A 14,043-nucleotide genomic window follows, 5' to 3' on the forward strand; every position below is an offset into this window, starting at 1 on the left:
GAGCAATGCTCACAAACGGATCAGGCCAGCAGCCAAACACCCGCCAACGCCAGCAGTGCGATGAACGCCCACGACGCCAGCCCCACGATGAGCGCCCGCCATCCGGTGCGCGCCAGCGCCCGGAACCGGATGTTCGACCCGAGCGCGAACAGCGCCATCGCCAGCAGGATGGTCTGTCCGATGTCGGCGGCCGTGAGAATGCCAGCCGACGCGGCGTCGCCCAGTAACGGCAGCACGAAGGTGCGCACCAGAACGGCCGCGATGAAGCCCGCGATGAACAGCGGCACGATCGGCGGCCGCTTCGCCGCCGGACGCTCCACGTAATCGGGGTGGTCGACGCCGCGCGCCGCGTTCCGCGCATCCGCCCGCCGCTCGACGAGCCCCACGATGGCCACCATCGGGGCGAGCGTCAGAACCCGGGTGAGCTTCACGACGACAGCCGAGGCGAGTGCCGCGGGCCCGGCGATCTGCGCCGTGGCGACCACCTGCCCCACGTCATGCACGCTGAGCCCGACCCACACGCCGAAGTCCTCCGCCGACAGGCCGAGCGGGATGCGCAGCACCGGCAGCACGAAGATCGCCAGGGTTCCGCACAGGGTCACCAGCGCGATCGGCGTGGCGGTGTCTTCGTCTTTCGAGCGCGTGACCGCGCTCATCGCACCGACCGCTGATGCGCCGCAGATCGAGAACCCTGCGGCGATCAAGAGGGGCTGCGTGCCCGGCAGCCCCAGCAGTTTGCCGAGCAGGAGAGTGAAGGCGAACGTGATCGACACGATGAGCACGATCACGACGATCGCCTCCCAGCCGAGCCCGGCGATGTCGACCAGGCTGAGCTTCAGGCCCAACAGCACGATGCCGATGCGCAGCAGCCGTCGCGCCGCGATGCCGAGGCCCGGCTTCAACACCCCGTCGAGCACACGCTGCACGGCCGGGATCTGCCCCGCGACGATTCCGAGCCCGACGGCCGCGGTGAGCATCGGAACTGCGGGGATCGCCAGGTGGATGCCGAACGCCACGAGTGCAGCCGCCCCCGCGACGGCGAGGCCTGCCAGCCAGGGAACCCGCCCGGTCACCGCCACGTGGGAAGCCAGTAGTGCAGGCTCAGGAACCAGGCGGGCACCGGCATCCCGACCCACACCGGATAGAAGAACGCCGACACGACGACGCACAACCCCAGGAAGACCCCGACGACCGTGAGGTTGCGTGTGCGCATCCATCTCGGGTCTGCCCTCGACCCGAGTGCGAGGCCGATCACGAAGGTCAATCCGAGGATCATGTAGGGCTCGAACGTGATCGTGTAGAACTGGAAGATCGTGCGGTTCACGTAGAGCAGCCACGGCAGATACCCGGCGACCATGCCCATCAGCACCAACCCCACCTGCCACTCGCGCTTGCGCACCAGGCGGTAGACGAGATAGAACAAGGCCGCCGTCGCGCACCACCAGATGATCGGGTTGGCGATCGAGGTGATGTTCTCGTAGCAGATCTGCCCGCCGCACTGGCTCGGGTCGACGGACTGCACATACATCTGCGTCGGTCGCACCAGGAAGAGCCAGCTGAACGGATTCGCCTGGTAGGGATGCGGCGAGTGCTCGTTGACGTGGTAGTTGTACACCGCCGTCTCGAGATGCCAGAAGTTCTGCAGCGACAGCGGCACCCAGGAGAGTGCGCCGGTCCATTCACCGTTCGAGGTCTGGGCCCAGGTGCGGTACATGCCGCCGGATGTCGCGAACCAGCCGATCCAGGTGATGAAGTACGACACGGCGGCCACGGGAACCAACAGGAGGAACGTCGCCGGCCCTTGCTTGAGTGCGGCTGCGCTGAACCAGAACGGGATGCCGAGACGCCGTCGGGCGAGCGCGTCGACCACGATGAGGTAGATGCCGAACGCGGCCAAGAAGTAGAAGGCCGACCATTTCACCCCTGAGCCGAAGCCGAAGGCGAGGGCCGCGGCGAGCAGCCAAGGGCGCCACCAGATGACCGGACCCCAGGAGGGACGGGAGAGCGCACCGTCGGGCCCGGGTGGCCCGCTGCGTGCGGCGACCGCGGCGGCGAGCCGCCCCTCGTGCCACTGCCGGTCCATCAGGATCGCCCCGAAACCGAGCAGGCAGAACAATGCCACGATGCCGTCGAGGATGCCGATCCGGCTCATCACGATGGCGTGCCCGTCGATCGCGAGCAGGAAGCCGGCGATGGTGCCGAGCAAGGTGGACTTGAACAGCTTCGTGGCAATGAGGGTCGTGAGTAGCACCAGCAGGATGCCGCAGACCGCCACCGAGATGCGCCAGCCGAAGGAGCTGTCGGCCCCGAACACCGCCATGCCGAGGGCGATGATCCACTTGCCGAGCGGCGGATGCACGGCGAACGAGGGCTCGGTGCGGAAGATGTTCGTGTCGCCGGCCGCGAACTGTTGATCGGGGTTGGCCGGCCACGAGGCCTCGTAGCCGAGGTTCCAGGTGGTCCAGGCGTCTTTGACGTAGAAGGTCTCGTCGAAGACGAGGGAATGCGGATGCGCCAGGTTCACCAGGCGAAGAACGGCAGCCAGGAGCGTGACGGCGATCGGTCCGCCCCAGCGCCAGATGCGCTGGCGGGTGGGAGTGCTCACCGTGCGGAGCCACCAGTCGTCGAGGCGCGAACCGATCGGCTCGATGGCGGCGACAGAGACCGGGGACGCGCCGGTGTCGGCACCGGTCGCCGACTCGTTCGCCGTCTCGCCGTCTCCTCCGCCGGGCCCACGCCCCGGCTCGGGCGGGGTCGTCACCTCTGTGCTCACCGGGCCATGCTAACGGGTGCGTCTGTTCGCAATCGGCCGTGCAGCGGCAGTGCGAGACTGTGGGCATGCTCATTCTCGCGGCCACGCCCATCGGGAACCTCAAGGATGCGTCGCTGCGGCTGATCGAACTGCTCTCCGAAGCGACTGTGGTGGCGGCCGAGGACACCCGGGTGACCGCGAAGCTCCTGCGCGGTCTCGGAATCGAGAACCGGCCCCGTCTCATCCCGTTGCACGAGCACAACGAGCGCGAGAAGTCGGCGTCGCTCGTCGAGCTGGCGCGGGAGACCGACCTCGTGCTGCTCTCCGACGCGGGCATGCCGACCGTCTCCGACCCCGGGTACCAGCTGGTGGTCGCGGCCGTCGAGGCCGGTGTCGATGTGACCGTCATTCCCGGCCCGTCGGCCGTCGTCACGGCGCTTGCCTTGTCGGGCTTGCCGACCGATCGATTCACGTTCGAAGGCTTCCTGCCGCGCAAGCAGGGGGAGCGCCTGCAGACCTTCCGGATGCTCGAACGCGAGCCCCGCACGATGGTGTTCTTCGAGTCGCCGAACCGGTTGGCGGATGCGCTGACCGACCTCGCGACGGTGCTGGGTGCGGAGCGGCGGGTGGTGGTGGTGCGCGAGCTGACGAAGATGTTCGAAGAGGCGCGGCGCGGCACCGCGGCGGAGCTGGCCGCATGGGCGGCCGGGGGAGTGAAGGGCGAGATCTGCATCGTCGTTGCGGGAGCCGAGGCCCTCGTGGCCGACCTCCCGTCGGGTATCGCGCAGGTGCTCGAGCTGGTCTCCGACGGCTACCGCCTGAAAGACGCGGCCGCGAGCATCGCCGAGGCCACCGGCCTCGGCAAGCGCGACCTCTACGAGGGTGCGCTGGCGGCCCGTCGCCCCTCCTGACCGCAGCTCGGGGCGCCGATCCGTCGCGCCGGGCATACGGTTGCGAGCGACGGCGTTGCATCTGGCAGGCGTGAGAAGGAGGACCCCATGACGCGAGCGGTTCGATTCGAGCGGTACGGCGGCACGGAAGTGCTTCGCGTGGTCGAGGTGGAGAGGCCCGAGCCCGGACCGGGCGAGGTTCGCGTCGAGGTGCTGGCCGCATCCATCAATCCCGGAGAAGCGGCGATTCGTCGCGGGCTGTACGACGCCGTCTTTCCCGCCACCTTCCCATCCGGGCAGGGCAGCGACTTCGCCGGCCGGGTGACGGCGCGGGGCGCTGGGGTGCAGGGTATCGGCGTCGGAGAAGAGGTGATCGGGTTCAGCGACAGCCGGTCGGCGCAGGCGACGGATGTCGTGGTGCCGGCAACGAACGTCGTGCCGAAACCCGCCACCGTGACGTGGGAAGAGGCGGCGACGCTGTATGTCGCCGGCACCACCGCCTTCGCCGCCGTGCGCGCCGTCGGCGCCGATCTCGGTGACGTGGTCGTGGTCGCCGGCGCCGCCGGAGGCGTCGGCGTGTTCGCCGCTCAGCTCGCCCGCCATGCCGGCGCAACGGTCGTGGGCACCGCTCGAGACGAGGACCACGACTTCCTGCGGGGTCTCGAGATCATGCCGGTGACCTACGGCGACGGCGTGGTCGAGCGCATCCGCGCCCTGGTTCCCGAGGGGGTCGACGCCTTCATCGACACCCACGGCAGCGGCAACGTCGCGGCTGCCATCGAACTCGGCGTCAGTCCGGCGCGCATCGACACCATCGCCGACTTCGCCGCCGTGAAGCGATACGGCGTGAAGGGCGAGGGCAACGCCGCGGGTGGCGGCGCCCGCACGCTGAGCGAGCTGGCGGCACTCATCGTGGAAGGCGATTTGCGCATCCCGATCGACACCATCTACCCGTTCGAACGCGTGGCCGAAGCCTACGACCACCTCGACACGCAGCACGTGCGAGGCAAGATCGTGCTGCGGATGGAGTGACTCCGCACATCCGTTCCGTCTTCTGTCACACGAACCCCCCGGCTGGTTGCGGCCTTTAGGATGGTCAGCATGTCCGACGGCTCTTCGTTCTACGTCACCACGCCGATCTTCTATGTGAACGACGTGCCCCACATCGGGCACGCCTACACCGAGGTGGCGGCCGACGTGCTCGCCCGATGGCACCGTCAGGCGGGCGACGACACCTGGTTCCTCACCGGAACCGACGAGCACGGCCAGAAGATCTTGCGCACCGCCACGGCGAACGGCATGACCCCCAAGGAGTGGGCCGACAAGCTCGTGGCCGAATCGTGGCAGCCGCTGCTGAACACGATCGACATCTCGAACGACGACTTCATCCGCACCACCGAAGAGCGGCACGAGGTCAATGTGCAGCTCTTCCTGCAGCGCCTCTACGACGCCGGCTACATCTACACCGGCGAATACGAGGGCTACTACTGCGTCGGCTGCGAGGAGTACAAGCAGCTCTCCGACCTCGAAGAGGGCACCGGAAAATACGAAGGTCAGCTGGTCTGCAAGATCCACTCGCTGCCCGTCGAACTGCTGAAGGAGCGCAACTACTTCTTTCGCATGAGCGACTTCACCCAGCCGCTGCTCGACCTCTACGAGGCGCGCCCCGACTTCGTGCAGCCCGAGAGCGTGCGCAACGAGATCGTGTCGTTCGTGCGCCGCGGTCTCACCGACCTCTCGATCTCGCGCCAGACCTTCGACTGGGGCGTCAAGGTGCCTTGGGATGAATCGCACGTCGTGTACGTCTGGTTCGACGCTCTTCTCAACTACGTCACGGCGATCGGCTACGGAACCGACGAGGCGGAGTTCGCACGGCGCTGGCCGGCGACCCACATCGTGGGCAAGGACATCGCCCGTTTCCACGCCGTCATCTGGCCGGCCATGCTGATGGCCGCGGGCCTGGAAGTACCGAAGCAGGTCTACGGCCACGGCTGGCTGCTGGTCGGTGGCGAGAAGATGTCGAAGTCGAAGCTCACCGGCATCGCGCCTGAGCAGATCACCGACACCTTCGGGTCGGATGCCTTCCGCTACTACTTCATGCGCGCCATCAACTTCGGGCAGGACGGCTCCTTCAGCTGGGAGGACCTCTCGGCGCGTTACCAGGCCGAACTCGCCAACGGGTTCGGCAACCTCGCCTCTCGCGTGATCGCCATGGTGACGCGTTACCACGGCGGCACCGTGCCGGCGGCCGTCGACGCTGCCGTGACGGAGGCCGATCTCGCCATCCGCGCGACCGAGCGCCGGGTGACGGTGGCGGCGGACTCGGCGATCGAGCGACTGGCCGTGCACGAGGCCATCGCGCGCGTCTGGGAACTGGTCGACGAGCTGAACGGATACATCACTCTCCAAGAGCCCTGGGTTCTGGCGAAAGACCCGTCGCAGGCCGACAGGCTGGCCACCGTGCTGAACACCGCAGTGCGCGGGCTCGGTACGCTCACGGTACTTCTCTCGCCGGTGCTGCCCGCCGCCGCCGAAAAACTGTGGACGGCGCTTTCGGGAACCGGAACTGTGCAGGACCAGCCGATCCGTTCGGCCTGGGAATGGGCGGGCGGTGCTCGCGTCGAACCCCTCGAGGCGCTGTTCCCGCGAATCGAGGTCGACGCGTCGTGACGTCTCCTTCTCCGGAATCCGGGGAACCGCCCGCGTATCTTCGGCAACGCGAGCCCTCCGACCGCGGCGACCAGACCTACCCGCCGCTGCCCGAGGCACTCGTCGTGCCGGTCTACGACAACCACACGCACCTGGAGGTCGCCGACGGCGACGATCCGATCGACTACCACGAGCACCTCGATCGCGCGTCGGCGGTCGGCGTGCGCGGTGTCGTGCAGGTGGGCACCGACCTGGAGACGAGCCGCTGGTCGGCCGAGCAAGCGGCGCGGGAACCGCGGATGCTCGCCGCTGTCGCCATCCACCCCAACGATGCGCCGTCGTACGACGAGGCCGGCGGGCTCGACGACGCGCTCGCCGAGATCGCCGAGCTGGCCTCGTGGCCGCGGGTGCGCGCCGTGGGTGAGACGGGTCTCGACTTCTATCGCACCGATTCCGAGGCCGGCCGGGCCGCACAGTACCGCTCGTTCGAGGCGCACATCGAGATCGCCAAAGAGAACGGCATTGCGCTGCAGATCCACGACCGGGATGCTCATGACGAGGTCGTCGCGACGCTTCGCCGCGTGGGCGCCCCGGAGCGCACGGTGTTCCACTGCTTCTCGGGCGATGCCTCGTTCGCGGCGCTCTGCGCGGAGAACGGTTGGTACATGTCGTTCGCCGGCAACGTGACCTTCAAGAACGCAGGAGCACTGCGCGACGCGCTGTCGGTCGCGCCTCGCTCGCTCATCATGGTCGAGACGGATGCGCCCTACCTCACCCCGGCGCCGTTCCGCGGCCGGCCGAACGCGCCCTATCTGATTCCGCACACCCTGCGGGCGATGGCGGCGCACCTCGGCACCGACGTGTCGATGCTCGCGGCGCAGATCTCCTCCAACACCGAGCTGGTGTACGGGCGCTGGGAAGACGACCCGGTGCAGGCCTCGTGAGCGGGGCCGACGGCGTCGACTCGTCGCCCGCATCCGTCTCTCTGCTCGGTCCGGCCGAGATCCGCGACCTTGCGGCGCTGCTCGATCTGACGCCCACGAAGAAGCTCGGCCAGAACTTCGTGATCGACGCGAACACGGTGCGCAAGATCGTGCGCGTCGCGGGCGTCGAGCCCGGCGACGTGGTGCTCGAAGTGGGTCCTGGTCTCGGATCGCTGACTCTCGGCCTCCTGGAGGCCGGTGCCGACGTCGTGGCGGTCGAGATCGATCGGCGACTCGCCGAGCAACTGCCGTTGACGGTGTCGCAACTGGCACCGGATGCGGCGCTGACGGTCGTGCGCGACGACGCGTTGCGCATCCTGTCGCTTCCCTCGTCGCCGTCGCGGCTCGTGGCGAACCTGCCTTATAACGTGTCGGTGCCGGTGCTGCTGCACCTGCTCGAACACTTTCCCTCGATCCAGTCGGGCGTGGTCATGGTGCAGGCCGAGGTCGGGCACCGGCTGGCCGCCGACCCCGGATCGAAGATCTATGGGTCGCCGAGCGTCAAGGCCGCCTGGTACGGCGACTGGCGCACGGCCGGCACCGTCAGCCGACAGGTGTTCTGGCCGGTGCCGAACGTCGACTCCGTGCTCGTCGGCTTCGAACGGGTGGGCGCCGGGCTCGACACCGAGGAGCTGCGGGTGCGCACCTTCGAAATCGTCGACGCGGCGTTTCAGCAGCGCCGCAAGATGCTGCGGCAGGCGCTGTCGGTGGTGCTGGGCGATTCGGCGAGGGCCTCAGAAGTGCTCTCGGCGGCCGGCGTTCCTCCTACCGCGCGCGGCGAGGAGTTGACGGTGCACGACTTCCTGGCGGTGGCGCGCGCCTCCCTCGCCGTCGAGGAGTAGCGAGTACTCATAACGCCGCGGTGGATCCGGTGAGAGAATAGCGAGCATTACTCATCATGGAACGATGGAGTGTGGCGCGTGTCTGAGGCTTTTCGTATGATCCGCGGTCGGCTGGCGTCGGCTGTTGGTGTCATGGCCGTTTCCGCCGCGATCGTGCTGGCCCCGACGGCTGCGTATGCCGCGCTTGGCGGCGGCGATGACGCTCACGTAACTGGTGGTGATGCGACGCTGGGCGCGACGGTCGAACGCATCGGAGGTGTCGACAGGTACGCGGTCTCGGCCGCGGTCGCACACCACGATTTCCCGGCATCGCGACTCGTCTTCGTGGCTTCGGGGGAGAAATTCGCCGATGCCCTGTCTGCGTCGGCTGTGGCGGGAAATTACGACGCGCCGGTGCTGTTGGTGGGCAAGGACTCGATTTCCGATCCCGTACTCGCGGAACTGACTCGGCTCAAGCCCGAAGGAATCGTGGTCGTCGGCGGTGTCAACTCCGTCGGTCCAGTTATTGAGGCCGCCCTGGAGGGGTTTGCCTCGAAGGTCGTGCGAGTGGACGGACCCGATCGTTACGCCGTTTCGGCGAAGATCGCGTTCGGCGGACTGTGGCCGCAGAACCCCACGGTGTACATAGCCTCCGGCGAAGTCTTTCCCGACGCCCTCTCCGGTTCGGCGGCGGCCGGACAGCAGGACGGCCCCGTGCTCCTCGTCCAGAAGGGCGAGGTTCCCGCGCTCATCCGCGAAGCGCTCGGCGTATTCAAGCCAGGCAAGATCGTGGTGCTCGGCGGGGAGAACACGATTTCGTCAACGGTATTTGACACCCTGAAGTCGATCACCGCCAACACGTCCCGAGTTGCGGGCGCCGACCGTTTCGCGGTTTCAGCGGCGGTCTCCTCCAGCGTCTTCACCGTCGCCGACACGCACACCGTGTACATCTCCTCCGGTGCGGTCTTTCCCGATGCCCTTTCCGGTTCCGCCGCAGCGATCCACGTCGGCGCACCGGTGCTCCTCGTGACGCGTACCGACATCCCGGAGGTCATCGACGCGGAATTGAAGCGCCTCGACCCCACTGCGATCGTCGTGCTCGGCGGTGTCAACACCATCTCCGACGCCGTCCTGACGCAACTGAGCGGATATCTGCCGGCCTAAGCTGTGTGGCACGACTGGCTCGTGTCGCCCGGAGCGAGCCCTGATCGCCCCCTGAACAGGCGACCACGGCTCGTGGGATAGGTTGGACGCATGACCACTCGGGGCCTAGAGAAGACCGTGCACGTGCGGGCCCCGGGCAAGATCAACGTGTTCCTCAAGGTCGGCGCGGTGATGGACGACGGCTATCACGACGTCGCCACCGCCTACCAGGCCGTCTCGCTCTACGAAGACGTCTATGCCTCGCCGGCGAACGACTTCTCGGTGCGCTTCGGCGGCCACATCTACACCGGCGCCCTCGAGACCGACGGTTCGAACCTCGCCATCCGGGCCGCCCGCCTGCTGGCCCGCAAGACCGGATTCCGCGGTGGCGTGAGCCTCGCGATCGACAAGAACGTGCCGATCGCGGGCGGCATGGGCGGAGGGTCAGCGGATGCCGCGGCCACACTCCTGGCCTGCGACGCCCTCTGGGGAACCGATGTCGGGCGCGAAGAACTCCTGGTGCTCGCGTCCGAGCTCGGCGCCGACGTGCCCTTCGCCTTCACCGGGGGCACGGCGATCGGCACGGGCCGCGGCGACCAGCTGAGCCCCGCTCTCGCCAAGGGTCAATTCCACTGGATTCTCGTGCTGCCCGATCACGGGGTGAGCACCCCCGAGGTCTACCGCGAACTCGATCGGCACCGCGAACGCCACTCGCAGGACATCTTCCCCGCCCGAGGCCAGCCGGTGGTCGACACCGACGTGCTGCAGGCCCTGCGGGCGGGCGATCCGCACATGCTCGCCGAGTCGCTGCACAACGACCTCCAGGCGCCGTCGCTGCATCTGAACCCGGGGCTCGCATCCGTTCTCGAAGTGGGTGAGCAGAACGGTGCGCTCGCGGGCATCGTCTCCGGATCGGGGCCGACGGTCGCGTTCCTCGCCGCCGACATCGACAGCGCCCTCGAACTGCAGATCGCGCTCTCGGCCGCTCGCTACCACGTGGTGCGGGTGACGGGCCCGGTGGCCGGCGCGCGGGTCGTGGGCGACTGACCCGACGACGCAACGGTCGCCTCCCCGGGAGGGCGGCGGCTCCTCGCTAGAGTGACGCCATGCGCACAGTGTTCGGGGTCATCCGCATCATCGCGGCCGGGATCATCATCGCCGCGATCGTGGGTCAACTGATCTACAGCCTCGAGGTCACGCCCGACGTGCCGTTGTTCCTCGTGAACTTCTTCAGCTATTTCACGATCCTCTCGAACGCGCTGGCCGCGATCGCCCTGCTGATCGGGGCGTGCTACTCGTTCACGGTGCGCCGAGACCCGCCTTGGTACAACCTGTCGCTGGCCGCCGTCGTGACCTACATGGCCACCACGGGTGTGGTCTACAACCTGCTGCTCCGCAACATCACCCTCGAGCAGGGCCGCACGCTCGGGTGGTCGAACGAGGTGCTGCACCTCATCGCGCCGATCTACATCGTGCTGGTCTGGATTCTGACCCCCGGCAAGTCGCCGCTGAAGTGGAACTCGATCTGGGCGATCATCGCCTTCCCGATCGCCTGGGCGGTGTACACCATGATCCGCGGGCCGATCGTCGGCTGGTATCCGTATCCGTTCCTCAACCCTGCGCAGCCGGGTGGATACGGCGCCGTCGTCATCTACGTCATCGCCATCGCCGGGTTCATCGGTCTGATGGCCTGTGCGGTCATCGGCCTCAGCCGCACCCGCATCCTCCGTCGCTAGCCCCGGCGTGTCCCGCCGGCAATCGCGGCCACAGGTAGAAATTACTCAGCTCCCTGCTCAGGCCGGGCGGGTTACGGTGGCCGAGTCCGATTCCCGATCTGAGAGAGGCGACCGCATGGGCACACTTCCCCCTAAGCCGCGGCCTTAGCGCGCAGCGGCAGGTCGGCCTCCTGTTTCCGGGCCGGCCTGCCCCTTCTGCTCAGCCAGGGAAGCGCGGGTCGTCGGGGTCGGGGGAGTCGATGGCCGTCGCATCCGTCACCGGGGAGGCGTCGCCGATCCACCGGGCGAGGTCCGTACCACTCAAGACGGTGGGACGCGGGCCGGCCAGGTCGTCTTCGTCGTTGTCGTTGTCGTCGAGGAGCTCCGGATGCGCCGCGACGGCGAGCGGGGCATCGCTCGCGAACACCACCACGTTGTCGATCGGCGGATGCCCGAAGGGCTCCGTGTCGAGCACCACGGCCACGTGCTCGAAGAGAGTCGCGAGGGTCGCCGCCTGGCTGCGGGCGTACTCGAAGGCGCCGCCGTCGAGCAGGTTCACAGCCATGACGCCGCCGGGCGCCATCCGTGCCGCCACCAGCGTGTAGAACTCAGCGCTGGAGACGTGGGCCGAGACGCGCGCGGCATCCCAGAGGTCGACGATCGTGAAGGGAACGTCGTGCCAGCCCCAATACGCCCGTGGTGCAGGCGGCGACTGCAACGGCTGCTGCTCCCCACGAGGTGGCGTCAGCGGCGAAAGCGAGTCGGATGCCGCGCTCGAGTCGGGAGCCCCAGCGGCGAGTTCCCGGGCGTCGCCCCAGAGCATGGTCACGTCGGCGCCGGCCGGCAGGGGCAGGGCCTCGAGCACGGCTTCGCCGAGCGACCGCTCGTACTCCACTACGAGCTGCGGCGACCCGGGCCGCGTGGCCGCGACGTAGCGCGGCAGCGTGAGCGCGCCGGCGCCGAGGTGCACCGTGTGCAGCGGCACGCCCGCGGGAGCGGCGGCGTCGAGCATCCGCGCGATGTGACGCACGTAGGGGTAGTCGAGCAGCTCGGGATAGGCGAGGGAGACCCGCGACTGCGGGATGCCGCCCACGATCAGCTCGTAGCTCTGGCTCTTGCGGTAGTAGAGCACCAGTTCGGCCCGGTGGTGCGCCAGGTCGATCGAGAAGGCGCGGCGGTCGGCGTGCATCCGCACAGTCTAGGCGCGGGCTCGGCCTCGGTCGGTCGGGCCGGGCGGTCCGCGCGCGGCTCCCTCCCGAGCGAAGCAGGTAACCTCGATGGGTGGCTCATCTCCTGGGCGCTGAGGCGCTCCATCTCGAATACCCGACCAGAGTCATCTTCGATTCCGTCACGCTGGGCCTGAACGAAGGCGACCGCGTCGGCATCGTGGGGCGCAACGGCGACGGCAAGTCGACCCTGCTCAAACTCCTCGCCGGGCGCATCGAACCCGACGGCGGCCGCGTCACCCGGCGCCGAGGCGTCACCCTCGGCATGCTCGACCAGGCCGACACCGTCGACTCCGCCCTCACCGTGGCGCAGGCCGTGGTCGGCGACATCGACGAGCATGTCTGGGCGGGCGACGCGAAGATCCGCGACGTCATCGCGGGCCTCCTCTCCGACTTCGACTGGCACGCCGTCATCGGCACCCTCTCAGGTGGTCAGCGCCGCCGTGTCGCGCTCGCCGCGCTCCTCGTGGGCGACTGGGACGTCATCTTCCTCGACGAGCCCACCAACCACCTCGACGTCGAGGGCATCGCCTGGCTCGCCGAGCACCTCAAGCGCCGGTGGCCGGCCGGCAGTGGCGGTCTCGCGGTCGTGACGCACGACCGGTGGTTCCTCGACGAGGTCTCCACCGCCACCTGGGAGGTGCACGACCGCATCGTCGAGCCTTTCGAGGGCGGCTACGCGGCCTACATCCTGCAGCGCGTGGAGCGCGACCGGATGTCGGCGGCCACCGAGTCGAAGCGACAGAACCTCATGCGCAAGGAGCTCGCGTGGCTCCGCCGCGGCGCGCCCGCGCGCTCGACGAAGCCGAAGTTCCGGATGGATGCGGCAGCCGAGCTCATCGCCGACGAGCCGCCGCCCCGCGACACGGTTTCGCTCACGCAGATGGCCACCGCCCGCCTCGGAAAAGACGTCGTCGACCTGCTCGACGTCTCGGTCTCCTTCGACGACAAGCTCGTGCTGAAGGACGTCGAGTGGCGCATCGCTCCCGGCGAGCGCACCGGCATCCTGGGCGTCAACGGGGCCGGCAAGAGCACGCTGCTCGGGCTCGTCACGGGCACCGTGCAGCCCACGAGCGGGCGCGTCAAGCACGGCAAGACCGTGAAGATCGCGAGCCTCACCCAGCAGCTCTCCGAACTCGAAGACGTCTGGAACGACCGGGTAAGCGAGGTGATCGGGCGGCAGCGCACCTCCTACATCGCGGGTGGCAAGGAGCTCACGCCCGGCCAGCTGCTCGAGCGCCTCGGCTTCACCAGCGCGCAGCTCTCGACGCCCGTGAAAGACCTGAGCGGCGGGCAGAAGCGGCGCCTGCAGCTGCTGCTGATCCTCCTCGACGAGCCGAACGTGCTCATCCTCGACGAGCCCACCAACGACCTCGACACCGACATGCTCGCGGCCCTCGAAGACCTGCTCGACTCCTTCCCGGGCACCCTGCTCGTGGTCTCGCACGACCGGTACCTCATCGAGCGCGTCACCGACCAGCAGTACGCGGTGCTCGACCACAAGTTCCGCCACCTGCCGGGCGGGCTCGAGCAGTACCTGGCGCTCCGCAAGTCGGGGGCGGCATCGGCTGCCTCTGCGGTCTCCGATCAGAAGGCGACGGATGCGCGTGCCGCCGAAGCCGCGAAGCCCGCGCTGAACGGTGCCGAGCTCCGCAATGCGCAGAAAGAACTGGCGTCGCTCGAGCGCAAGATCGCGAAGTACACCGAGCAGATCGATGCGCTGCACGTGAAGATCGCCGAGCACGACCAGTCCGACTATCAGGGCCTCGGGGCGCTCACGGCGGAGGTCGCGCCGCTCGAGCGTCAGATCGCCGAGTTCGAGACCCACTGGTTGGAGCTCTCCGAGCTCCTCAACTGAGGTCTG

At 68.4% G+C, this 14,043-nt stretch carries 12 protein-coding genes; 9 read left to right on the forward strand and 3 right to left on the reverse strand.

Features of this window, described 5'->3' with window-relative positions; translation table 11 throughout:
* Nucleotides 1-20: 20 nt before the first annotated feature.
* A complete protein-coding gene (locus tag N1027_RS10380) occupies nucleotides 21-1,073 on the reverse strand; it encodes a YeiH family protein (RefSeq protein ID WP_259507960.1) in 1,053 nt (350 codons plus the stop codon).
* Entirely contained in the window at nucleotides 1,070-2,773 is a 1,704-nt protein-coding gene (locus N1027_RS10385) for a dolichyl-phosphate-mannose--protein mannosyltransferase (RefSeq protein ID WP_259507498.1), read from the reverse strand. The genes N1027_RS10380 and N1027_RS10385 overlap by 4 nt, the downstream gene beginning before the upstream one ends.
* A gap of 65 nt (nucleotides 2,774-2,838) precedes the next feature.
* Between N1027_RS10385 and rsmI the strand changes: the two genes are divergently transcribed.
* The 8 genes from rsmI to N1027_RS10425 all read left to right on the forward strand — a co-directional run bounded on the left by rsmI (nucleotide 2,839) and on the right by N1027_RS10425 (nucleotide 10,974).
* On the forward strand, nucleotides 2,839-3,663 hold the full coding sequence (rsmI, locus tag N1027_RS10390; RefSeq protein WP_259507500.1) for a 16S rRNA (cytidine(1402)-2'-O)-methyltransferase: 825 nt from the start codon (nucleotides 2,839-2,841) through the stop codon (nucleotides 3,661-3,663).
* A gap of 87 nt (nucleotides 3,664-3,750) precedes the next feature.
* On the forward strand, nucleotides 3,751-4,674 hold the full coding sequence (locus tag N1027_RS10395) for an NADP-dependent oxidoreductase (protein ID WP_259507502.1): 924 nt from the start codon (nucleotides 3,751-3,753) through the stop codon (nucleotides 4,672-4,674).
* Between the two features lie 69 nt (nucleotides 4,675-4,743).
* Nucleotides 4,744-6,312, forward strand: coding sequence for a methionine--tRNA ligase (gene metG / locus N1027_RS10400; RefSeq protein WP_259507504.1), 1,569 nt, complete (start codon nucleotides 4,744-4,746; stop codon nucleotides 6,310-6,312).
* Complete coding sequence (locus N1027_RS10405; protein WP_259507506.1) at nucleotides 6,309-7,235, forward strand: TatD family hydrolase; 927 nt, start codon at nucleotides 6,309-6,311, stop codon at nucleotides 7,233-7,235. The genes metG and N1027_RS10405 overlap by 4 nt, the downstream gene beginning before the upstream one ends.
* On the forward strand, nucleotides 7,232-8,116 hold the full coding sequence (gene rsmA / locus N1027_RS10410; RefSeq protein ID WP_259507508.1) for a 16S rRNA (adenine(1518)-N(6)/adenine(1519)-N(6))-dimethyltransferase RsmA: 885 nt from the start codon (nucleotides 7,232-7,234) through the stop codon (nucleotides 8,114-8,116). Before N1027_RS10405 ends, rsmA begins: the two co-directional genes overlap by 4 nt.
* A gap of 132 nt (nucleotides 8,117-8,248) precedes the next feature.
* Complete coding sequence (locus N1027_RS10415; RefSeq protein ID WP_259507510.1) at nucleotides 8,249-9,259, forward strand: cell wall-binding repeat-containing protein; 1,011 nt, start codon at nucleotides 8,249-8,251, stop codon at nucleotides 9,257-9,259.
* 90 nt (nucleotides 9,260-9,349) lie between these two features.
* A complete protein-coding gene (locus tag N1027_RS10420; protein WP_259507511.1) occupies nucleotides 9,350-10,285 on the forward strand; it encodes a 4-(cytidine 5'-diphospho)-2-C-methyl-D-erythritol kinase in 936 nt (311 codons plus the stop codon).
* A 59-nt stretch (nucleotides 10,286-10,344) separates the two neighbouring features.
* Nucleotides 10,345-10,974: a Pr6Pr family membrane protein gene (locus N1027_RS10425; protein ID WP_259507513.1), complete on the forward strand. Its 630-nt coding sequence runs from the start codon at nucleotides 10,345-10,347 to the stop codon at nucleotides 10,972-10,974.
* Nucleotides 10,975-11,173: 199 nt separating this feature from the next.
* On the opposite strand, the gene N1027_RS10430 is transcribed toward N1027_RS10425, so the two are convergent.
* Entirely contained in the window at nucleotides 11,174-12,142 is a 969-nt protein-coding gene (locus tag N1027_RS10430; protein ID WP_259507515.1) for a spermidine synthase, read from the reverse strand.
* A gap of 92 nt (nucleotides 12,143-12,234) precedes the next feature.
* On the opposite strand from N1027_RS10430, the gene N1027_RS10435 reads away from it, so the two are divergent.
* A complete protein-coding gene (locus tag N1027_RS10435) occupies nucleotides 12,235-14,037 on the forward strand; it encodes an ABC-F family ATP-binding cassette domain-containing protein (protein ID WP_259507517.1) in 1,803 nt (600 codons plus the stop codon).
* Nucleotides 14,038-14,043: the final 6 nt, after the last annotated feature.

Source organism: Herbiconiux aconitum (genome assembly GCF_024979235.1).
GTDB lineage: Bacteria > Actinomycetota > Actinomycetes > Actinomycetales > Microbacteriaceae > Herbiconiux > Herbiconiux aconitum.

Coding starts and splice junctions, on each gene's coding strand:
- N1027_RS10415 (WP_259507510.1), top strand. CDS start 8,249: ATGGCCGTTTCCGCCGCGATCGTGCTGGCCCCGACGGCTGCGTATGCC.
- N1027_RS10420 (WP_259507511.1), top strand. CDS start 9,350: ATGACCACTCGGGGCCTAGAGAAGACCGTGCACGTGCGGGCCCCGGGC.
- N1027_RS10395 (WP_259507502.1), top strand. CDS start 3,751: ATGACGCGAGCGGTTCGATTCGAGCGGTACGGCGGCACGGAAGTGCTT.
- rsmI (WP_259507500.1), top strand. CDS start 2,839: ATGCTCATTCTCGCGGCCACGCCCATCGGGAACCTCAAGGATGCGTCG.
- N1027_RS10425 (WP_259507513.1), top strand. CDS start 10,345: ATGCGCACAGTGTTCGGGGTCATCCGCATCATCGCGGCCGGGATCATC.
- N1027_RS10430 (WP_259507515.1), bottom strand. CDS start 12,142: ATGCACGCCGACCGCCGCGCCTTCTCGATCGACCTGGCGCACCACCGG.
- metG (WP_259507504.1), top strand. CDS start 4,744: ATGTCCGACGGCTCTTCGTTCTACGTCACCACGCCGATCTTCTATGTG.